The 19,660-nt window shown below is 74.6% G+C and carries 17 protein-coding genes and 1 pseudogene; 7 read left to right on the plus strand and 11 right to left on the minus strand.

All coding sequences use genetic code 11. The annotated features are described in order from the left end of the window. Positions 1-12: 12 nt before the first annotated feature. Positions 13-1,167: a glycosyltransferase family 4 protein gene (locus ACI79P_RS16030; protein ID WP_456582045.1), complete on the plus strand. Its 1,155-nt coding sequence runs from the start codon at positions 13-15 to the stop codon at positions 1,165-1,167. On the opposite strand, the gene ACI79P_RS16035 is transcribed toward ACI79P_RS16030, so the two are convergent. Both ACI79P_RS16035 and ACI79P_RS16040 read right to left on the minus strand, forming a co-directional pair. Next, positions 1,130-2,383 (minus strand): glycosyltransferase family 4 protein, encoded by a 1,254-nt coding sequence (locus tag ACI79P_RS16035; protein WP_456582046.1) that lies wholly within the window; start codon positions 2,381-2,383, stop codon positions 1,130-1,132. The genes ACI79P_RS16030 and ACI79P_RS16035 overlap by 38 nt on opposite strands. Continuing rightward, positions 2,380-3,303, minus strand: coding sequence for a sulfotransferase family protein (locus ACI79P_RS16040; protein ID WP_456582047.1), 924 nt, complete (start codon positions 3,301-3,303; stop codon positions 2,380-2,382). Before ACI79P_RS16040 ends, ACI79P_RS16035 begins: the two co-directional genes overlap by 4 nt. A 144-nt stretch (positions 3,304-3,447) precedes the next feature. Between ACI79P_RS16040 and ACI79P_RS16045 the strand changes: the two genes are divergently transcribed. From ACI79P_RS16045 to ACI79P_RS16060, 4 genes are all read left to right on the plus strand, one after another. Next, positions 3,448-4,941, plus strand: a complete 1,494-nt coding sequence (locus ACI79P_RS16045; protein ID WP_456582048.1) for a sugar transferase — start codon at positions 3,448-3,450, stop codon at positions 4,939-4,941. Positions 4,942-4,999: 58 nt separating this feature from the next. Further along, positions 5,000-6,613: a glycosyl hydrolase family 28-related protein gene (locus ACI79P_RS16050; protein ID WP_456582049.1), complete on the plus strand. Its 1,614-nt coding sequence runs from the start codon at positions 5,000-5,002 to the stop codon at positions 6,611-6,613. A gap of 493 nt (positions 6,614-7,106) precedes the next feature. Next, complete coding sequence (locus ACI79P_RS16055) at positions 7,107-9,095, plus strand: multicopper oxidase domain-containing protein (RefSeq protein WP_456582050.1); 1,989 nt, start codon at positions 7,107-7,109, stop codon at positions 9,093-9,095. Further along, entirely contained in the window at positions 9,092-9,763 is a 672-nt protein-coding gene (locus ACI79P_RS16060; protein WP_456582051.1) for a hypothetical protein, read from the plus strand. Before ACI79P_RS16055 ends, ACI79P_RS16060 begins: the two co-directional genes overlap by 4 nt. A gap of 105 nt (positions 9,764-9,868) precedes the next feature. Here the strand turns inward: ACI79P_RS16060 and ACI79P_RS16065 are convergent, their stop codons facing one another. From ACI79P_RS16065 to ACI79P_RS16090, 6 genes and pseudogenes are all read right to left on the minus strand, one after another. Beyond that, positions 9,869-10,354, minus strand: a complete 486-nt coding sequence (locus tag ACI79P_RS16065) for a cupin domain-containing protein (protein ID WP_456582052.1) — start codon at positions 10,352-10,354, stop codon at positions 9,869-9,871. Between the two features lie 29 nt (positions 10,355-10,383). Then, positions 10,384-10,836: a DUF1905 domain-containing protein gene (locus tag ACI79P_RS16070; protein ID WP_456582053.1), complete on the minus strand. Its 453-nt coding sequence runs from the start codon at positions 10,834-10,836 to the stop codon at positions 10,384-10,386. Between the two features lie 89 nt (positions 10,837-10,925). After that, positions 10,926-12,485, minus strand: a complete 1,560-nt coding sequence (locus ACI79P_RS16075) for a phospholipase D-like domain-containing protein (RefSeq protein WP_456582054.1) — start codon at positions 12,483-12,485, stop codon at positions 10,926-10,928. Between the two features lie 72 nt (positions 12,486-12,557). After that, a complete protein-coding gene (locus tag ACI79P_RS16080) occupies positions 12,558-12,962 on the minus strand; it encodes a hypothetical protein (RefSeq protein WP_456582055.1) in 405 nt (134 codons plus the stop codon). A 190-nt stretch (positions 12,963-13,152) separates the two neighbouring features. Next, a pseudogene (locus ACI79P_RS16085) lies at positions 13,153-13,824 on the minus strand (sulfotransferase family protein); the annotation flags it as partial. Between the two features lie 28 nt (positions 13,825-13,852). After that, positions 13,853-14,146: a winged helix-turn-helix domain-containing protein gene (locus ACI79P_RS16090; protein ID WP_456582056.1), complete on the minus strand. Its 294-nt coding sequence runs from the start codon at positions 14,144-14,146 to the stop codon at positions 13,853-13,855. A gap of 100 nt (positions 14,147-14,246) precedes the next feature. Between ACI79P_RS16090 and ACI79P_RS16095 the strand changes: the two genes are divergently transcribed. After that, the gene (locus ACI79P_RS16095) at positions 14,247-15,308 is read left to right on the plus strand and encodes a TerC family protein (RefSeq protein WP_456582057.1); all 1,062 of its coding nucleotides are present in this window, start codon (positions 14,247-14,249) and stop codon (positions 15,306-15,308) included. A 20-nt stretch (positions 15,309-15,328) separates the two neighbouring features. Here ACI79P_RS16095 and ACI79P_RS16100 read toward each other — a convergent pair whose 3' ends face one another. The 3 genes from ACI79P_RS16100 to ACI79P_RS16110 form a co-directional block, all read right to left on the minus strand. Further along, positions 15,329-16,177 carry an MsnO8 family LLM class oxidoreductase gene (locus tag ACI79P_RS16100; RefSeq protein WP_456582058.1) on the minus strand — a complete coding sequence of 283 codons (849 nt, stop codon included), beginning with the start codon at positions 16,175-16,177 and terminating at the stop codon, positions 15,329-15,331. A gap of 116 nt (positions 16,178-16,293) precedes the next feature. Then, on the minus strand, positions 16,294-17,376 hold the full coding sequence (locus ACI79P_RS16105; protein WP_456582059.1) for a 1-acyl-sn-glycerol-3-phosphate acyltransferase: 1,083 nt from the start codon (positions 17,374-17,376) through the stop codon (positions 16,294-16,296). Between the two features lies 1 nt (position 17,377). Next, on the minus strand, positions 17,378-18,238 hold the full coding sequence (locus ACI79P_RS16110) for a patatin-like phospholipase family protein (protein ID WP_456582060.1): 861 nt from the start codon (positions 18,236-18,238) through the stop codon (positions 17,378-17,380). A gap of 126 nt (positions 18,239-18,364) precedes the next feature. Between ACI79P_RS16110 and ACI79P_RS16115 the strand changes: the two genes are divergently transcribed. Beyond that, positions 18,365-19,660, plus strand: coding sequence for a D-arabinono-1,4-lactone oxidase (locus tag ACI79P_RS16115; RefSeq protein WP_456582061.1), 1,296 nt, complete (start codon positions 18,365-18,367; stop codon positions 19,658-19,660).

Raw genomic sequence — 19,660 nt, forward strand, 5'->3', positions numbered from 1 at the left:
GGACGCCTGTTCATGACCCTGCGGCTGCCCGACCGCACGGGTGCGGCCAAGATGGCGCTGGAGTTCGCCCGGGCGCTGCGCGCCGACGGCTTCGACCTGACCCTCGTGCACGGCGCCGCCCCGCGGACCGGCCCGAGCATCCTGCCCGACGTCGCCGCCCTCGGCGTCGCGACCGTCCTGGAACGGCGCCTGGAGCGCCCCTGGGACCCCCGGCTCGTGCCCGCGCTCGCCGATCGGGTGCGCCGCGACGGCGGGCGCTGCGTCATCGGCGTCAACCAGCGGGACCGCGCCCCGGCCCTGCTCGCCGCCGCCCGCGCCGGGGTCCCGGGCGTGCTGATGGTGCAGAACCAGCACCACTTCTGGGGGCCGCGACCGCTGGCGGCCCTCAAGCGGCGCGGCTACCGGGCCGTCGTCGCCCGGTCGACCACGCTGGCGGTCTGCACCTCCGCCGTCGTGCAGGAGGAGATGACCGGGTTCGGGGTCCCGCCCGGGCGCACCGTCGTCCTCCCCAACGGCATCGCCGTCTCCCCGCCCGTCCGGCTCGCCCCGGCGGAGCGGGAGCGGCTGCGGGCGGAGATGGGCGCCGGCGAGGAGGACCTGCTGCTGCTCAACGTGGGCCGACTGGACCGGCAGAAGGGCCAGGACGTCCTGCTGGCGGCCCTCGACGGACTGTCCGCGCCGGTGCGGGTGGCGCTGGTGGGGTCGGCCGGGGACTCCGTCGCCGCCCGCCGGACCCAGGACTACGCCACGTCCCTGCACCGGCAGGTCCGCGACCTCGGCCTGGAGCGCACCGTCACCTTCCTCGGCTGGCGGGACGACGTCGCCCGGCTGCTGGCCGCGGCCGACGGGTACGTGCACACCGCCCGGTGGGAGGGGCCCGCGCTGCCGCTCGCGGTCATGGAGGCGATGGCCGCCGGCTGCCCGACGGTCTTCACCGACTGCTCCGGGCGGCCGCCGGTGTTCGAGCCGGGCCGGGACGGGTTGCTGGCCGTGAGCGAGGACCCGGCGTCGGTCCGCGAACGGATCGCGGAGCTGGCGGCGCTCTCCCCGGCCGATCGGGCCGCGATGGGCGCCGCGGGTGCGGCCCTGATCCGCACCCACTACCGGGTCGAGGACCTCGGCCGCACGTTCAGCCGGCTCGTCCGCGGGGTGCTGGAAGCCGGCTGATCCGGTCGCGACGCCGCGCCAGCAGCTCGTCGTAGAGCGCGACGTGCGCCTGCACCATCCGCTCCGGGGCGAAGTGCTCGACGAAGCGCCGTCGTCCCGCCGCCCCCAGCCGGGCGGCCAGCTCCGGGTCGGTCAGCACGCGCACCAGGTCGCGGGCGAGCCCCTCCACGTCGCCCGCCGGCGAGAGCAGCCCGGTCTCCCCGTGGACGACGACCTCCGGGATGCCCTCGACGGCGAAGCCGACCACCGGCTTGGCCGCCGCCATCGCCTCCAGGTTCACGATGCCGAACGCCTCCCAGCGGGACGGGAGGGCCAGCACGTCGATCGCCCGCATGACGTCGGGGAGGTCGTGCCGCCAACCGGTGACGTGCACGTGGTCGGCGAGTCCCAGCTCGCGGGCCAGCGCCTCGCTCTCACCCCGCCGGGTGCCGTCACCGACGACGACGACGTGCGCCCGTGGCACCTGCGCGAGCACCGCGGGAACGGCGCGGACCAACAGGTCGACGCCTTTCTGCTCCTCGATCCGGCCGACCAGGGCGATCAGCGGCACGTCGGGCGGTAGCCCGAGCTCGCCCCGCAGGCGGGCGCGGTCGGCCGCCGCGCCGTCGCCCACGGCCATCCGGGTGGAGTACGGGATGACCGTGCAGTCCCCGGGCCGGAACAGCCGCGAACGGACGCCGACGTCGCGGATGAACGCCGAACCCGCGACGTAGTGCGTCGTGAACAGGCCGAGCGCGCGCTCGACGAGCCGGTACAGCGAGCGCTTGGGCTGAGGGACCCCGGCGTGACCCGCGTAGGCGTGCAGCATGTGCACCCGCACCGGCGTGCCGGCCGACCACGCCGCCACCCGGCCCATCGCCCCCGCCACCGACGTGTGGGTGTGGACGACGTCGTAGCGGTGCCGCCGGATGTCGGCGCGGATGCGCCGGAACTGGCGGAGCAGCTCCAGCGGCCCGTCGGGCGTCGCCTGCTTGAAGTGGCCGGCGCCGTGCGACGGGGCGTAGTCGAGCACCGGCAACCCGGAGCCGCCGATCGCGGCGTCCAGCGGCCCGCCGCCGGACAGCGCGATCGTGGTCTCGAACCGGTCCGCGGGCAGCAGGGTCGCCAGCTGCAGCAGGTGCTCGGCCGAGCCGCCGACGGTGATGCCGGTCAGCTGCAGCACCTTGACGCGGTCGTCCTGTGACGCCGATCCGCTCCCGCGGGGTGTTCCGCTCACGAGCTCCCCTCCACGAGCGCAGCGGTCGGCCACGCGGTCAGCCGGCGGCCGAGCAGGTCCTGCAGCGCACCGACGTCGTCGGCGAAGGAGGCGGCCAGCCCGGCGCGGGTCGCGGGATCGATCGTCGTCGGTTCCAGGTTCGCCGCGCGGACCCGTTCCCGCTGGCGCTGCGGCACCGCCGCGGTGACCAGCCGGCGCAGCCCCGGCGAGCGGCGCAGCACGTTCTGGGCGGCGGTGACCGCGCGGCTGCGCGGCAGGCCCGAGGCGTTGATTCGGCGGGTGGGGTCGATCGGCACCGACGGGTCCACCTCCAGGAACTCCAGCACCCGCCGCAGGTGACCGGCGGGGTCCGCGCTGAACTCCTCCTGGACGACGACGAGCAGGCGGTCCCCGAACGCGGCGGTGAACGGTGCGAGCTGCTCGGCGTAGCGGCTCAGGCGGGCGAGCTGCCACATGTGGCTCCACCCCGCCCGTGTGCGCTCCTCCTCCGCGGCCAGGCACTCCTCGAACGTCCCGGCGTCGTAGCCGCGCGAGCGCAGGTAGAGCCAGCTGGAGAAGGCGCGGTCGACCGGGTCACGCAGCATGACCACGAGGCGGCAGCCGGGCGCGCAGCACCGCTCGATGGCCGGGATCGCGGAGCCGGGGTGGGCCAGCGTGGTCACCGACCCCTCCCCGAGCCGCGGTTCGGCGCGGCCGTCGAACAGCGCCCGCCACGCCTCCTCCTCGCGCACGGCGGTCCGGTTGACCAGGTCGTCGTCGCCCAGGCCGGTGAAGCGGGGGGCGCCACCGGGGAACGCCAGGAAGTGCGGCTCCTTCGGGGTGGACACGAAGACGTCCGGGTGCTCGCCCAGGAACGAGGTGAGCGCGGTGGTCCCGCTCCGGGCTGCCCCGATGACCAGGAAGTTCGCGGCTGCCCCCATCGCCGGGATGCTAGCGGCGCGGAACCCCGGACGGTTCGTTGCGCCACCCCACGATTTGGGGGGTGGGCGCCCCCCACGCGTGGACCTGTCCCCCGCACGAACGGCCACGGAGTCTGTGGGCACGACGACGGAGACGGGGCCGCGATGACCGAGGTGTCCTACCAGGAGGGCCGGACCGGCCTGACGCGGGTGCCACGCCCGCGCGCGGGTGGGGCGCAGGGCCGTCCCGCGGCCGCCCCCGCCACCGAGCTGCACCTCCCCGAGCGGGAGGTCCGGGACCGCACGGCGCTGGTCCGCGCCGGGCTGCTGGTCGTGGACGCCGCCGCGCTGGCGCTGCCGATGGCGTGGCTGGGCGGTGCGGACGCCGCCGCTGCGGCCTTCACCGTCGTCGCGCTCCTGGTGCTGGCCGCGACCGGCGCCCACCACCCCCGGATCACCCTCTCCGTCCTCGACGAGGCCCCCCGCCTGCTCTCCCGGCTCGGCGTGGCGCTGCTGCTGGTGGCGCCCGTCGCCTCCTCCTCGCTGACCGGCGTGGCCGTGCACGCGGCATGGGCGGTGCCGTGCCTGGTGGTCGGCCGCGGGCTCGCCTACGCGGCCGTCCGCGCCGCCCGGCGCCGGCGGGCGGTCGAGGACCCCACCCTGGTCGTCGGGGGCGGCCGGCTCGGCATGGAGCTGCTGGCCACCATGCGGGCCCACCCCGAGCTCGGGCTGCGCGGCATCGGCTACCTCAGCGACGGCAGCCCGCTGGACGACCGGGAGCCGCTCGGCCGCCTGGAGGACCTGGAGCTGGTGCTGGACACCTACGGGGTGCGCACGGTGGTCGTCGCCTACGGCCCCACCCGCGAGGCCGCGCTGGTCGACCTGGTGCGCAGCGCCGCGCTGCGCGACGTCGAGGTCTACGTCGTGCCGCGGTTCTTCGACGTCGGCATGGCCCCGAGCGGGCCGGACATCGAGGACCTCTGGGGCATCCCGCTGCACCGCGTCCGCCGGGCCGCCCTGCGCCGGGGCGCCCGGCGGGTCAAGCGGCTGATCGACGTGGTGGTGGCCGGGGTGGCCCTGACCCTGCTCTCCCCGGTCATGGCGCTGCTCGCCGCCGCGGTGCGGATGAGCAGCCCCGGTCCGGTCCTGTTCCGGCAGCCGCGGACCGGGCAGGACGGCGCCCGGATCGAGATGCTCAAGTTCCGCACGCTGCGGGTGGCAGGCGAGCAGGGGCCGGTGGCGGCCGGTTCGACGCGGAGCACGATGCACGCGCGGCAGGTCGACGTCGAGCAGCGGCAGACCCGCATCGGGAACGTGCTGCGCCGGACCAGCCTGGACGAGCTGCCGCAGCTGTGGAACATCCTGCGCGGCGACATGTCCCTCATCGGCCCCCGTCCCGAGGAGTGCACCTACGCCGCCCGCTTCGCCGACTCGGTGCACGGCTACCGCGACCGCCACCGGCTGACCGTCGGCCTCACCGGCTGGGCGCAGATCCACGGCCTCCGCGGGGACACCTCCATCGAGGAGCGCGCCCGGTTCGACAACGCCTACATCGAGCAGTGGTCGCTCTGGCGCGACGCCGTCATCCTGATCCGCACCGTGGCCGCCGTGCAGAGGCAGGCCTTCCGCACGGCGGTCCGAACGGTCGCCCACAGCTAGGTCCATCCCTGCGCACCGCACCGGTCGCTCCCGGTGCACCGTCCGAGACGAGAAGCCCATGCGCGAGCACGACACCGATCCCGCACCCGCACCCGCACCCGCAAGGACCCCGGGGACTCCCGGGCGGCCGACCGGGCCCTCCCTGACCCGGCGCGGGCTGCTGATGCTCGGCGGCGCCGGGCTGGCCTCCCCGCTACTGGCGGGGCTGACCTCCTCCGGCCCCTCCCCCGCCGGCACCACCGCGCTGGTCCCGCGGAAGGACGAGGACGACGTCCTGAACGCCCGCGACTTCGGCGCCGAGGGCGACGGCCGCGAGGACGACACCCGTGCCCTGCAGCGGCTGCTCGACGCGTCGTCGCGGCGCGGCGAGGTCGCCTACGTGCCCTCGGGCACCTACCGGTGCACGAGCGGGCTGCTGCTGCGCTCCGACGTGCGGCTGCACCTGGACCGGCGGGCGCGCCTGGTGAAGGACTGGGCCGCACCCCCCGGGATGGTCGACGCCTTCCTGCGCAACGCCGACTTCGCCGTGAAGTCCAACCACGTCCAGATCACCGGCTCCGGCACGATCGGCGCCCGGGGCCACGACATGACCGGTGTGGTGCTCGCCCTCTACGGCGACGACGTGACGATCGCGGACATCACGATCGACACCTACGCCGGCGGGCAGGCGATCATGTTCGCCGGCGACGGCGGCCGGATGGACGGGATCACCGTCCGCGGCAGCGCCCCGGCGTTCGGCACCGGTGGGATCCGGGTGGTCGGCGGCGCGGACTTCCTCGCCACCGGCTGCCACGTCGAGTCCGGCGACGACTGCTTCCAGTTCGTGCCGATCGGCAACCCGGAGGCCGAGCCGACCCTCTACAACCAGAGCATCACCGGCGGCCGCTTCGTCGGGTGCACCGGCGCCAGCGCGGCGAGCCGGTTCCTGGTCGCGCTGCTGGAGTTCACCGGCGGCGAGCCCGGGACGACCGACATGGACGCGTCGGTGAGCGACTGCTCGTTCCAGGACTGCCACGGCTCGGCCGCCAACCGGGGCATCGTCGTCAAGAACACGCACAGCCGGGGGGCGATCGAGCGGGTCACCTTCACGGACTGCACCGTCGACATGTCAGCAGCCGCGGACGCCTCCACCCAGGAGATCCGGGTGCAGACCGATCCGGCATCGCGGGGCGCCATCCGCGACGTGACCTTCACCCGCACCGACGTGACCAACGCCAAGAACAGCCCGGTGCGGGTGGGCGGTCCGAACATCAGCCGGCTGACCTTCGACGGCTGCACCTTCTCCGCACCGTCGGGAGCCGCTCCGACGACCGTCGTGGTGGACGGCACCGACCGGCCGCGTTTCCACGACTGCACGTTCGTCGGCGCCCCGGGCAAGCGCCTGCTGGTGGTCGGGCCGGCGACCCCGGTGACCGCCCTGTCCGTGGAGAACTGCCGGTTCACCGAGCTCGACAGCCTCTGGGCCGTCGACCTGCTCGGCGTCTCCGGAGCCCTGGTCGCGGGCTCCACCTTCGAGGAAGCAAGGGCCGGCTCGACCGCTCGGGCGATCCGGGTGTCGGCGACCTCCACCGCGGTCGTCATCGAGGGCAACGACTTCACCGGCATCAGCCACCCCGAGCCGGTCACCGACCGCGCCGCCGACACCGTCGTGCGGAACAACACCGGCGGCTGACGGCCGCTCCTCCTGCCTGCCGCCGCGCCCCGGTGCCCACCGGGGCGGGGCGGCACGGGCGTGCGAGCACCCGGCCTCCGGGGTGGATCGGCGGCGACCAGCGCCGAGACCGTGGTGACGTTCCGGGCGGGCCCGGCTGCCTACCGCCCCGCACGAAACGAATTCGTGCGGCTTTTGGGCCCGCGTGAGAAGCCACCCGTCGTCGGCTCGCCACGCCTGTCCGTCATGCGCTTTCCCAGCAGTGGTGCAGTGGTCCCGGAGCAGCCCGCGTGGGCCGTGGCGCGCTGTGATCGGCGCAGGTCACACGCTCACTTTCCACACTAAGGACACGCACGGAAATGCCGCGATCGCGTTCGGTCAATTACAACGCGCGTCTCCGGAATTGACCCCCCAATTGGTGGGACCCCCCTCCCCCTCGCTTCGGCTGTGGCAGGTGTGGCCGCACGACGAGCATTCCTGCTGCACACAGCGGATCTGCCGAGGAGCGGTACCGATGGAAACGCCCAGCCTGAACCGACGCGACGTCCTGAAGCTGTCCGCAGCAGGCGCCGCCGCGCTGACGCTGCCCCTCCAGGGCGTCGTGTCAGCGGCCTCAGCGTCCGAACTGGACGAGAGCAAGATGCCCCAGCCGTACACCCAGGCCTTCAAGGCGCCGGCGGTGCTGGAGCCGGTCGTCCGCGACGACGTCCGCAGCAACGTCTTCGGCTACGTGCCCGACGACTACGTGCCGGTGCCGGGCAACAGCCACTACCCGGGCGAGCCGATCCTGGGCTCGGAGTACCTGGGCACCGACTACTACCGCATCACCCAGACCAACGTGCAGGTCCAGCTGATCCCCGGCATGTGGACCAAGATGTGGGGCTACAACCGCTCGGTCCCCGGTCCGACGATCCGGAGCTACCTGCAGCCCGACCCCGACAACCCGGGTCGCAAGATCCCCCGGCGGACGGTCATGCAGGTGCTCAACGAGCTGCCCAAGCGGCACCCCACCCTCGGCTACGTCCCCTGGACCTCGACCCACCTGCACGGCTCGCCCTCCAAGCCGCAGTACGACGGCTACGCCGGCGACCTGACCAACCCGGGCGAGTGGAAGAACTACCAGTACCCGAACAGCTGCACCCCGCGGACGATCTGGTACCACGACCACGGCGTGCACCACACCGCGCAGAACGTGTACATGGGCCTGGCCGCGCAGTACCACATCGTCGACGAGGAGCTCGAGAAGGCCCTGGGGATCCCGCGCTGGGACCGGCAGAAGGCCGCCGAGGGCAAGCCGCAGTACGAGTTCCCCCTGATCCTCAGCGACGTCATGTTCACCCAGGACGGCCAGCTGCTGTTCGACGACGACAGCGAGTCCGGCGTCTACGGCGACGTGATCCTGGTGAACGGCGTGCCGTGGCCGAACATGAAGGTCGAGCCGCGCAAGTACCGGTTCCGGATGCTCAACGGCTCACTGGCGCGCGGCTACAAGGTCCGGATGAGCAACGGCATGCCGTTCAAGGTGATCGCGACCGACGGCGGCTTCATGCAGAGCGCCCAGACGGTCACCCAGTTCACCATCGGGATGGCCGAGCGGCTCGAGTTCATCCTCGACTTCAAGGACCTGAAGGGCGCCAAGGTCCAGCTGCTCAACGACGGCGTCGAGAACGCCCGGGACTTCGACCACACCGGCAAGATCATGCAGTTCGAGGTCGGCCGGGGGGTGACGAGCTTCGACGGCAACCTCTCTCCGAACGTCCTCGGGTCGCCCCACCCCGTGATGACGCTCAAGGCCGCCGACCGGTCGGCGGTCCGGAAGATGGTGCTGGACCGGGGCAACGGCCTCTGGCAGATCAACGAGAGAACGTGGGACGACGTCGTGAGGTCGAACTACGAGCTGCTCTTCGCCTCCGTGGAGCGGGACGCCATCGAGATCTGGGACGTGGAGAACGACTCCGGGGGCTGGTTCCACCCGCTGCACATCCACCTGATCGACTTCAAGGTGCTCAGCCGCACGAACACCGAGACCGGGGTCACCCAGCCGCCGCGGCCGGAGGAGCGCGGCCCCAAGGACGTCGTCTACGTCGGCGAGAACGAGACCGTGCGCCTGCTCATGAAGTTCGAGCACGAGGACGGCCGCTACATGATCCACTGCCACAACCTCTCGCACGAGGACCACGACATGATGGTCCAGTACCAGGTGGGCCACCACGACATCGACTGCGACTCCATCCGCACCGATCCCCCGCAGCCGCTGCCCGCGCCGGATCTGGTGCCCCAGGAGGCGCCGGTGGAGGAGCCCGTCGTCACGGAGACGACGGAGACCACGGAGACGACGGAGACCACCGCCACCACGGAGCCGACGGCCACCACCGAGGCGGCCACCACCACCGAGGCGACCACCACCACCGAGGCGACCACCACCACCGAGGCGACCACCACCACCGAGGCGGCCACCACGACCGAGGCGGCCACCACGACGACCTCGGCCGGTACGCCGTGAGCACGGCGGAGGTCACCGCGGCGCAGCCCGCGGTGACCTCGCCCCCCGGCCGTGCGCACGGCCGCGCGCACGGCCGCATCGTCGGCCGGTGGCTCCGGGTGGGCGCGCTCGGGGCCGGGGTGGCCGGCGGGCTGCACCTGGTCGCCGCGGTGGACCACCTGGAGGCAGGTGAGCTCGCGGTCGGGTTCTTCCTGGTCACGGGTCTGGCGCAGCTCGGCCTGGCGGCCTGGCTCCTGCTGAACAGCTGGGCGGGCTTCCGGCCGGGGCCGCGCGTGGTCACGCTCGCGCTCGCCGGCACCGTCGGGCTGATCGGGCTGTACCTCGTCGCCCACACCACGAGCCTGCTCGACGCCTTCGCGGTCCACGACGGCGCGCACGGCGGCCACGCCGGGCCGTCGCACGTGCCGGGGATCGACCCGGTGACCGGGATCGACCTCTCCGAGGGCGTGGCGGCGAACACCCCGGGCCCCGTCGCCATGGAGGGCGAGATCGGCCCGGCCCGGCACGCCCCGGGGTTCGTCGGCCAGATCGCCGTCGCCGCCGAGCTCCTGCTGCTGGCGGCGCTCGCCGCCCTGCAGCCGGGCGCATGGCGCCGCCGCACCGTCGACGCGGTGCTGGTCCTCGGCCTCCTCGCCTGGGGGCTGTGGTTCACCGGCGTCCTCGCCTGACGGCTGCCCGGTCACGTCTTCCCGGCACCACAGCGGTGCCGCGGGGCCCGTCCTCACCCGGGGGCGGGCCCCGCGCCGTCCGCGCGACGGCTCAGAGGCGACGGCTCAGAGCCAGTAGGTGTCGTGCCGGAGCATGAACTCCGCCCGCTCCTCAGGGGTCATCCGCTCGCCCCGGGCGAGGGTCTCGAAGTACTCCTCGCGGGGGCCGCCCGGGGCGAACATCAGGAGCATCGATGCGTGCGCCCCGCCGCGGAAGGCGTGGATGCCACCCTCGGGCACGTAGAGGAAGTCACCGGCGCCGGCGTCCTGCCAGGACCGCCCGTCGTAGAGGCTCACCTGCCCGGAGAGCACGTAGAACTGCTCGGAGATCGAGCGGTGGAAGTGCGGCGCCGGTCCGGCCTCCTCCTCCCCGAACGTGTAGCGGTAGAGCCCGAAACGCCCGCCGGTCTCCGCGCCCGTGGCCAGGAACTCGCAGGTCACGTCGTTCGCCGAGACGGTGTCGGGGCGGCCGCCCGCAGGGCGCAGCCAGGCGCTCACCTCCCCGGTGATGCCGCGGTAGAGGTCCGGTGGGTAGTGCCGGTGCAGCGACACGGTCGCTCCTGTCTGTCCGGGGCCGGGTGTCAGGAGAGGGCGCCGAGCACCTTCTCGACGCGGCGCGCGGTGGTCTGCGGCGTGCGGGCTCCCGCGACCTGCTCCGCGTGCGCCCGCCGGCGGCTGTGCGACAGGGCGGCCCAGGCCTCCGCCGCGGCGGGGTGCGCGGCGAGCGCCTCGGCGAGGGCGGTGGGGACGGCGACCGTGCGCGGTGCGTCGTCGACCTCGAGCCGCACCTCGATCTCGTCCCCCGCCCCGCGACCGGTGGCCGCCCGCGTCGCGGCGTTGAACGACACCAGGAACCGGCCGCCCATCGAGGCGACGGTCGTGCGGTAGGTGTGGCCGCCGTCGACGGTGACGACCACGGGCACCCGCTTCCCGCGGCCGAGGCCCAGCACCACGTCCTCGGGGACGACGATGCCGACGGTGCTGCCGCCGGTGGCCGCGAGCGTGGTGCGGAAGGTGGTCGGGTTGCCGGTCATGGGGGCTCCTGCCGTGCGGGGTCGCTGACGACCGGTAGACCTCGGGTGTCCTGCGGACTCATCGGTGCACGCCCCGGCCTCCCCCACCGTCAGGCGCGGGTCCGGTTCCGCGGCCGCCGACGGCGCGCGAAGAACCGCTCCACCCGCCGCCACCGGTTCGGCGTCTTCTCCGGGTCCATGACCTCGGACTCACCCAGGGCCCGGTCGGCGGCGCCGAGCTCCGGCGGCTCGAAGGGGACCAGCGAGCGGCCGGTGGGCCGGCGCAGCCGTTCGATGCCCCGCACCAGGGAGCCGGCGTCGGTGATCGCGGCGGCGACCTCCTGCGGGGTGCACCCGAGGTGCTCGGCGAGCAGCCGGTCGCGGAAGCCGCCGATCGTGGCGGCGAGGCGGTCGGCCCCCGGCTCCCCCTCCACCGCCTCGATCGCCAGGTCGCACTCGGTGTCCAGCCCCATCGACCGGTTGTTGACGTTGCTGGAGCCGATCCGCAGCAGGCGGTCGTCGACGACGGTCACCTTGGCGTGCACGTAGATGTGCGCGCGCTGCTCCGTCACCGGCGTGTACAGCCGGAAGCGGTCGTGGACGTCGGCCTCGCGGAGCAGCTCCAGCACGACGGCGCGCGCGGTGCCCATCGCCTTCTCCGAGAGCCACCCGTCGGCCGTCCAGGGGTTCACCACGACGACGTCCGGGCCGTCGGGTTCGCGCAACCGCTCGGCGACCGCCTCGGCGATGCGCCGGCTGGCGAAGTACTGGCTCTCGATGTAGAGCGAGCGCCGGGCCGCGGCGACCACGGCCAGCCACAGCAGCTCCACCTCGTGCACCAGCGACGTGCCACCGTGTTCAGGCCGCGTGCGGGAGATCGCGACGTCCACGTCGGTGAACAGGGGCTCGATCTCCTCGGGCCACCGGTCCCGCCCGCCGGGGACGGGCTCCAGCCGCTCCCCGGTCCCGCTCTCCCACCGCTCGCGGGCGAGCTCGGCGAGGGCCTGCGCGGCCGGCCCGGTCATGATGCTGGTCGCGTCGTGCCACGGCCCGGTCGGCCGCCCCGGGACGCGGCCGTTGGCGGGCCGGCACCGGTGGACGTTGTCGTCGGCGTGGTCGGAGGTGTCCCAGCGGTCGGCGGTGACGTCGATGCCGCCGGCGAAGGCCAGCGAGTCGTCGATCACCACGATCTTCTGGTGGTGGGCCCCGCCCACCGGGTGGTGGGTGTCGACGGCGAACGTGAGGCGGTCGGGGGTGCTCCGGTCCAGCAGCACGATGGGTTTCAGGCCGCGGCCGAGCGCGCGCAGCATGCCGAGGTCCCACTGGAGGACGCCGATCTCCAGCTCCGGGTTGGCCGCCACCGCCTGCTCGAGGACGGCGCCCAGCTGATCGTCCTCCGGCCGGCCGCCGCCGAGCGGGTCCAGCCGGATGCGCGGGTCGAAGTCCCACCCGATGAACAGCACCCGGCGCTCGGCGCGCAGCACCGCGCGCTTGAGGGTGGCGAAGTAGTCGGCCGCGTCGACGAAGATGGCGAAGCTGGTGGCCCGCTCGATGCGCCAGCAGGTCTCGCCGGGGATCAGCAGCGGCGCGCCCGGCCGCGGCCGCCCGTCGGTCCCGTGCGGCTCGGGGAGCCTGATCCCGGGATCGGTGCTCGCCTCTCCGCCGCCCATCACACGCGCAGTGTGCCCGCCTCGGCGCGGGTCACCAAGGCCCCACGCGCGCCCGGCCGCACGAACGGGTGGTCAACGGCGGGCGAGGAGGGCCATGCCGGCAGCGCAGCCCCACCCGGTCACGACCACCGGCGTCTCCAGCGGGTCGGCGCCGCCCGGGCGGACCCGCGCCCGGACGCACCGCTCGGTGGCGTACCCGACCGTCATCCCGGCGCCGACCCACCGCAGCACCCAGCGCGCGCGGTCGTCCGGGCCGCGGAGCAACCGGAGCACCGCCCACGTCTGCATCGCCACCAGGTACGAGGGCGCGCTGAAGGCCGTGCCGAACCACCACCAGTCCCGGCCGACGTGCTCGGGGCTCCCCGTCATCAGCGGGACGTCGAAGTGCCGGCGCCGCCGCAGGGCGAGCACGTGGCCGGCGAGCTGCGCGGCGAGCTGGACGGAGGAGACCACCACGAGCGTCGACCGGCGCGCCATGCTGCCGCACTGTAGGGCCGTTCCCCCCGTCGTGGCGGCGGTCGCGCGGCGCGACCGGCGCCCCGGCCCGAGACCGCCGCCCCGCCCCGTCGCGCAGCGGCCCGGCGTTGTCGGCCTTCCAGTGCTCGAAGTCCTTGACCAGGCCCCGGGCCGCCGTGGCGCGCCCGGTCACCATCTCGTCCGCGTACGGCAGGCCGAGCTCGCCGCAGAGCACGGAGAGGGTGGCCTCGGGGTCCTGCACGAGGCCGTCGTAGCCGACGACGGAGTGCCCCTCCCGGCCCCGGTGCCGGTCGGTGAGGGCCACGCACTCCGCCCACTGGTCGACGGCGGTGTCCACGGTGTAGGGCGTGCCCCAGCCCGCGGCGACGGCGCACAGGCTGGCGACGACGTCGACGCCGTCCCGCACGATGTGCACCACCCGCGCACCGGGCACCCGTTGCTCGACGAGGTCGAGGGCGTAGATGTTCGCCGGCGTCTTCTCGACCCAGGCGGAGGCCCCGCGCTCGCGCGCCGCGGCGTCCGCCATCGCGACGAACGCCGCACCGTAGCCCCGCACCGTCGGCAGCGCGGGCCGCCGACGACGGGGAGAGCCGGCGACGTCGTCGAGCCGCTGGGCCGTCCCGCTCGCCGCCAGCCCCACCGCGTGCCGGAGACCGCGCGGTGGCCGCAGCTGGTGGAAGAAGTGGGTCTCCGGGAAGGAGTGGACCTGCGGGTGCGCCGCCAGGAACGACTGCAGCAACGTGGTGCCCGACCGCGGGCAGCCCACGACGAAGATCCGGCGCACGACACCTCCCGAATGCGTGCCGACCCCAGGGGTGGGTGGTCGGCGAGCCGTCGACGGCCCCAACCTATCCAGGTCCACGGGCCGGCCCGGGCGACGCCGGCAGCACTCAGCCCGCCGGGCCGGCTCCCGGGACGAAGATGCGCAGCAGCTCGTCGACTTCGTGACCGGCGGTCGCGGGGTGCCGGAAGTGCTGGTGCGGCCTCACCTCGTAGTGCGTCCTCCGGCCGCGCCGGGTCCGGGTCAGGTAACCCGCCTCCTCGAGGTCCCGCAGGATGGCCAGCACGCCCCGGGAGCTGATGCCCACGGTCGCCGCGACCTCCTCCACCCGCGCGTCGGGGTCCGCCGCGACGGCGAGGAGGACGTGCCCACTCTTCTTGCGGAGGGGAGTACCCCCCAGCACCTCGTCGTCAGTACGGGTCCCCGTGGGCTCCCGGCGAGGTGGGCTCCGGCAGGAGCCGGGAGAGACCTCCGGTTGGTTCACCGACCGGAGGAGAACGCTCGTGGACGTCCCCCTGTGGCTCTGGGCCGCCGTGCTCGGCCTCGTGCTCGCGATGCTCGCCGTCGACCTGTTCGCCCACCGCCGCGCCCACGTCATCGGGGTGCGGGAGGCGGCGGCCTGGTCGGCCGTGTGGGTCGCGATCGGCGTCGGCTTCGGCGCCTGGGTGTGGTGGTCCTACGGGGCCGAGCTCTGGCAGCAGTACTACGCCGGCTACCTGATCGAGAAGTCGCTGGCCGTGGACAACGTCTTCGTCTGGGCCGTCCTCTTCACCTACTTCGCCGTCCCCCGGGAGTACCAGCACCGGGTGCTCTTCCTCGGCGTGCTCGGGGCGCTGGTCTTCCGCGGCCTGTTCATCGCCGGCGGTTCGGTGCTGATCGCCAGCTCCGCCGGCTGGGTGCTCTACCTGTTCTCCGCGTTCCTGCTGTTCACCGGCTACCGGATACTCCGGCAGCGGAACGAGCACCTGGACCCTGCGCAGTCACGGGCGCTGCGGCTGTTCCGCCGCTGGGTGCCGATGACCGACGTCTACCACGGTCAGCGCTTCCTCGTCCGCCGCGGCGGACGGCTGCTGGCCACCCCCCTGCTGGCCGTTCTGGTGCTCGTCGAGGTCACCGACGTCGTCTTCGCCGTCGACTCGATCCCGGCGATCTTCGCGGTCACCGACGAGCCGTTCCTCGTCTTCACGGCCAACGCCTTCGCCATCCTCGGGCTGCGGGCCATGTACTTCCTGCTCGCCGACCTGATCCACCGCTTCGTGTACCTCAAGACCGGGCTGGCCCTGGTGCTCGTGTGGGTCGGCCTCAAGATGCTGCTGAAGATCGATGTCTTCTACATCCCCACCACGATCAGCCTGGCCGTCGTGGCGACGATCATCGGCACCTCGATCTGGCTCAGCCTCCGCGCCACCCGCGGCCAGGGGCGGCAGGCCCTGCCGGCGCCGGCCGTCCCGCCGTTCGCGGTCGCGACGCCGGAGGAGGACGCCGCGTTCGAGCCGGTGTGGCGCCGCCGCCGCACCTCGGCCGCGGCGGAGCAGGAGCGCACCGACGAGTCGCTGCGCACCTGACCCGGCGGCCGGGAACGCCGTCAGCGCAGCAGGGAGGCGAGGGCGGCATCGGAGGCGGCGAGCGCCGCCCGGTCATGGGTGGAGCCGCTCGCGAGCAGCTCGTCGGCGCCGGTGCGCTCGGCGAGCTGCTCGAGGCGGCGGCGCACGGTCGCCGGCCGGCCGGCGGCCACGGCGGCGAGCCCCTGCTCCACCCGGCGCGCGTCCAGGTCGTCCCACCGACGGTCCCGGATGGCCGCCACCGGCTCCAGCAGGTCGAACACGCCCGTGCGCCGGGAACGGGCCATCGCCCAGACCTCGGGCAACGCCAGCTCGCGGGCCTCCTCGTCGGTGTCGGCGACCAGGACGTCCAGCGAGACGGTGACGTGCGGGCGGCTGCCCCGGTGCGGGCGGAAATCGCGCCGGTAGCCCGCCAGCACGTCGCCGAGCTCGGGCCGGTCCAGCACCGGGCCGCCGAGCACGAGCGGGAGCCCGAGCCCGGCCGCGACGCCGGCCCCCGTCGCCGTGGCCAGGACGAACAGCGGGACCGGCTCCTCGACGACGGGGCGGGCGGTCACCTCGGCCGTCCGCTCCAGGTACCCCCGGAGCTCGGCGACGTCGGCGGCGAACGCGTCGGGCTCCTCGCCCGTGCGGCGAAGGGCCCGGCGCACGGGCGCGGTGAAACCGAGGGAGCGGCCCACCCCGAGGTCGACCCGACCGGGGTGGAGCGCGGCCAGCACCAGGAACTGCTCCGCCACCACGAGGGGCTGGTGGTTGGGCAGCATCACCCCGCCCGACCCCAGCCGGATCGTCCCCGTGCGCGCACCGACGGCCGCCAGGAGCACCGCGGGCGCGCCCGAGGCGATGCCCGGCACGCCGTGGTGCTCCGCCACCCAGAACCGGTCCTAGCCCAGCCGTTCCGCCGCGACCGCCCGCTCCACCGTGTGCCGCAGGGCCGCCGTCTCGGGGTGACCGGCGCGGGTGCGGGAGCGGTCGAGCAGCGAGAGCCTCACGCGGGGGTGCAACCGGGCGCCGACCGCCCGGCTTCCGGCTGGCCCCGTGCCGCGTCCTCGGCCGCGGACGTGGTGGACACCCAGGTGTCGATCGTCTCCCACCACCGGTAGAGCCAGTCGAGCTGCTCGGCCGGGTCGCGCGGGACCTCGGCGGCGGGCACGAACCACCAGCGCAGGTGCAGGGTCTTGTCCATGGGCAGACCGCGCCAGACGTCGCGGGGCGTGTTCAGGTGCTCGAGCCCGGTGTGGGCCACGAACACCACGTCGGCGTGCGGCGCGGCGCCCAGGGCCGCGGCCACCCCGGCGGGGCGGGGCGGCAGCACGTGCCGCATCTCCTCCGCGCGGCGCACCGCCGCCAGGAGGCCCCGGTCGCGGAGCCGCTGGATGGCCCGGGTGCGCCGCCGGGTGGTGAAGTTCGCCCCCTCGGGGAAGATGAGCAGCGCGTCCTCCTCCCCCAGGTCGCGGGCCAGGTCGGCGATCGCCTCCTCCGGGCTGTACCCGTCCGCGGGCCCCGACGGCAGGAAGTGATTGGGCAGCCGGTTGAGGTAGACGTCGATCATCGGGTCCAGCTGCAGCACGTCCTTGAGCACGATGCGCGGCCGGCGCAGGTGGTCGCGGTCCATCAGCGTGTGCACCAGCAGGAACGAGTCGCCGGGACCGGCGTGCCGGGAGAGCACCACCATGGCGTTGGTCGAGCCGGGGAGCCCGTCGTCCAGCGGTGACCACGAGGCGCCGTCGGTGACCAGCCGGAGGGCGAAGAGCCGCTGGGCGGCCCGCATCAGCGCGTCCAGCAGCAGCCGCAGCACCGTGTAGTGCGCCGCGCGGGATCTCGGCGAGGTCAGCCGGCGACCGAATCCGCTGAGCACCCACAGCGCCCCCGCCGCGACCAGCCCGGCCACCTGCAGCGCGAGGTAGAGCAGCGCGAAGCAGAGCAGCCGGAGACCGCGCCAGTGCCCCGGCAGCCACACGGAGACGACGGCCGCCACCAGGACCAGCACGGGCAGCAGCAGGACCGCGGCCACGAGCGCCACGACCAGCAGGGGGCCGGTGAACCGGCGCACCCGCCGCGGGGGCAGCACGTCAGCCCGCCCCGGCGCCGGAGCGCCCCAGGTAGTCCCGCGCCGCCGTGTGCGCCCGGTCGATCCGGTCGGGGACGCCGGAGAAATCGCGGTAGCGCAGGTCCCCGGCTCCCGGCGCAGGGGCACCGCCCGAGGGCAGCACGTGCACCGTCACCCCCGCCGGCAGCGCGGCCAGGTCGGCCGCGAACCGGTGCCGCCGGGCGATCTCGAAGGCCACGAGCCCGACCTCCCACGGGCGGGACGGCGGGCGCAGCGGCCGGTCGATCCGGCCGACGTGCATCACGTAGATCGTCTCGGCCCCGAGGGCCACCGCCCGGCCGACCGGGATGCTGTGCACCAGGCCGCCGTCGAGGTAGTGCTGGCCGTCGATCTCGACCGCGGGCAGCAGCCCGGGGACGGCGCACGACGCGAGGACCGCGTCGACCAGGGGGCCGTCGGTGAACCAGTGCTCGGCGGCCCGCTCGATGCTCGAGGCGACGCACTGGAAGGGGATGCGGAGCTCGGCGAAGGTCCGCACCGGGAGATGGGCCTCCAGCAGGTCGCGGAGCGGCTCGCGCGGGTGCAGGTGCGTGCGGGTGCGCACCAGGGTGCCGAGCCGGGCGAGCACCGAGCCCGCGAAGACCCCGCGCTCGGCCAGGTCCTCCCACACCGCGCGGAGCCGGCCCACCGCGTCCGGGGCCGGGTCGGCGGCCACGAGCGCCCCGTTGATCGCCCCCACCGACGTCCCCACCACCAGGTCGGGCCGGATGCCGGCCTCGGCCAGGGCCAGCAGCATGCCCACCTCGGCCGCGCCGAGCACCCCGCCGCCCCCGAGGACGAACGCCGTCCTGCCCTGCCGGGCCGCGGCCCCCGGCGATGCCATGCCGGCATCGTGTCACCCGGGCGCGGGCCGGGCAGGGCAGGCGGGCCGCGGGCGGCTGCCGCCATCGGGGATCATCGGCCCCCGGTAGTCCGCGGGACCGTCACCCGGAGGAGAACGCGAGCCAGCATGCAGCAGACGTCGTCCACCACCCCCGCGGACGCGGCGGAGCCGGGGACCAACTGGGCCGGCAACGTCGCCTACCGGGCGGCGCGGCTGCACCGGCCCGCGAGCCTCGCCGAGCTGCAGGCCCTCGTGGCCGGCAGCGACCGGGTCAAGGTGCTGGGCTCCCGGCACTGCTTCAACGACATCGCCGACACCACCGCCGACCTGGTCTCCCTCGACCGGCTGCCCGGCGAGGTCGAGGTGGAGCGCCGCCCCGACGGCGCGGGCCTCGCCTGGATCCCCGGCGGCGCCCGCTACAGCGAGGTGGTGCCGCGTATCGCCGAGCAGGGGTTCGCGCTGCACAACCTCGCCTCCCTGCCGCACATCACCGTCGCGGGCGCCACGGCCACCGGCACCCACGGGTCGGGCAACCGGAACGGGTCGCTGAGCACCGCCGTGGCGGCGCTCGAGCTCGTGCGTGGCGACGGCGAGCTGGAGACGCTGACGCACGGGGACCCCGACTTCGCCGGCGCCGTCGTGCACCTGGGCGCGCTCGGCGTGGTGACCCGGATCGGCTTGCGGGTCCAGCCGGCGTTCCAGGTGCGCACCGACGTCTACGTCGGGCTGACCTGGGAGCGGCTGTTCGCCGACTTCGACGCCGTCGCCGACGCCGCCTACAGCGTCAGCGTGTTCACCGACTGGCGCGAGGTGACCCAGGTGTGGGTGAAGGCGCGCCCCGACGAGCACGAGGTCGCGCCGGAGGAGTTCTTCGGCGCGCGGGCCGCGACGGAGCCCACCCACATGCTGCCGGGCACGCCGGTCGAGAACCTCACCGACCAGCTGGGCCTCCCCGGGGAGTGGCACGAGCGGCTGCCGCACTTCCGCACCGGCTTCACCCCCAGCAGCGGCGAGGAGCTGCAGACGGAGTACTTCGTGCCGCGGCGGCACGGCCGGGAGGCCTGCGACGCGCTGCGCTCCCTCGCGTCCCGCATCGCCCCGCTGCTCCAGGTCAGCGAGCTGCGCACCGTGGCGGCGGACGACCTCTGGCTGAGCCCGGCGTACGGCGGGGACGTCCTGGCGCTGCACTTCACCTGGCTGCCCGAGGAGGCCCGGGTGCGCGCGCTCCTGCCCGAGATCGAGGCGGCGCTGCGCCCGTACGGGGCGCGACCGCACTGGGGCAAGGTGTTCACCACCGGCGCCGAGGAGCTGGCCGCGCTGTACCCGCGGATGCCGGGGTTCCGCGCGCTCGTCCGGCGGCTGGACCCGCGCGGGGCCTTCCGCAACGACTACCTCGACCGGACCGTCGACGCCTTCACCTGA

Source organism: Blastococcus sp. SYSU DS0510 (assembly GCF_054050835.1).

Coding starts and splice junctions, on each gene's coding strand:
- ACI79P_RS16030 (WP_456582045.1), top strand. CDS start 13: ATGACCCTGCGGCTGCCCGACCGCACGGGTGCGGCCAAGATGGCGCTG.
- ACI79P_RS16040 (WP_456582047.1), bottom strand. CDS start 3,303: ATGGGGGCAGCCGCGAACTTCCTGGTCATCGGGGCAGCCCGGAGCGGG.
- ACI79P_RS16045 (WP_456582048.1), top strand. CDS start 3,448: ATGACCGAGGTGTCCTACCAGGAGGGCCGGACCGGCCTGACGCGGGTG.
- ACI79P_RS16050 (WP_456582049.1), top strand. CDS start 5,000: ATGCGCGAGCACGACACCGATCCCGCACCCGCACCCGCACCCGCAAGG.
- ACI79P_RS16055 (WP_456582050.1), top strand. CDS start 7,107: ATGGAAACGCCCAGCCTGAACCGACGCGACGTCCTGAAGCTGTCCGCA.
- ACI79P_RS16070 (WP_456582053.1), bottom strand. CDS start 10,836: ATGACCGGCAACCCGACCACCTTCCGCACCACGCTCGCGGCCACCGGC.
- ACI79P_RS16075 (WP_456582054.1), bottom strand. CDS start 12,485: ATGGGCGGCGGAGAGGCGAGCACCGATCCCGGGATCAGGCTCCCCGAG.
- ACI79P_RS16080 (WP_456582055.1), bottom strand. CDS start 12,962: ATGGCGCGCCGGTCGACGCTCGTGGTGGTCTCCTCCGTCCAGCTCGCC.
- ACI79P_RS16110 (WP_456582060.1), bottom strand. CDS start 18,238: ATGGCATCGCCGGGGGCCGCGGCCCGGCAGGGCAGGACGGCGTTCGTC.
- ACI79P_RS16115 (WP_456582061.1), top strand. CDS start 18,365: ATGCAGCAGACGTCGTCCACCACCCCCGCGGACGCGGCGGAGCCGGGG.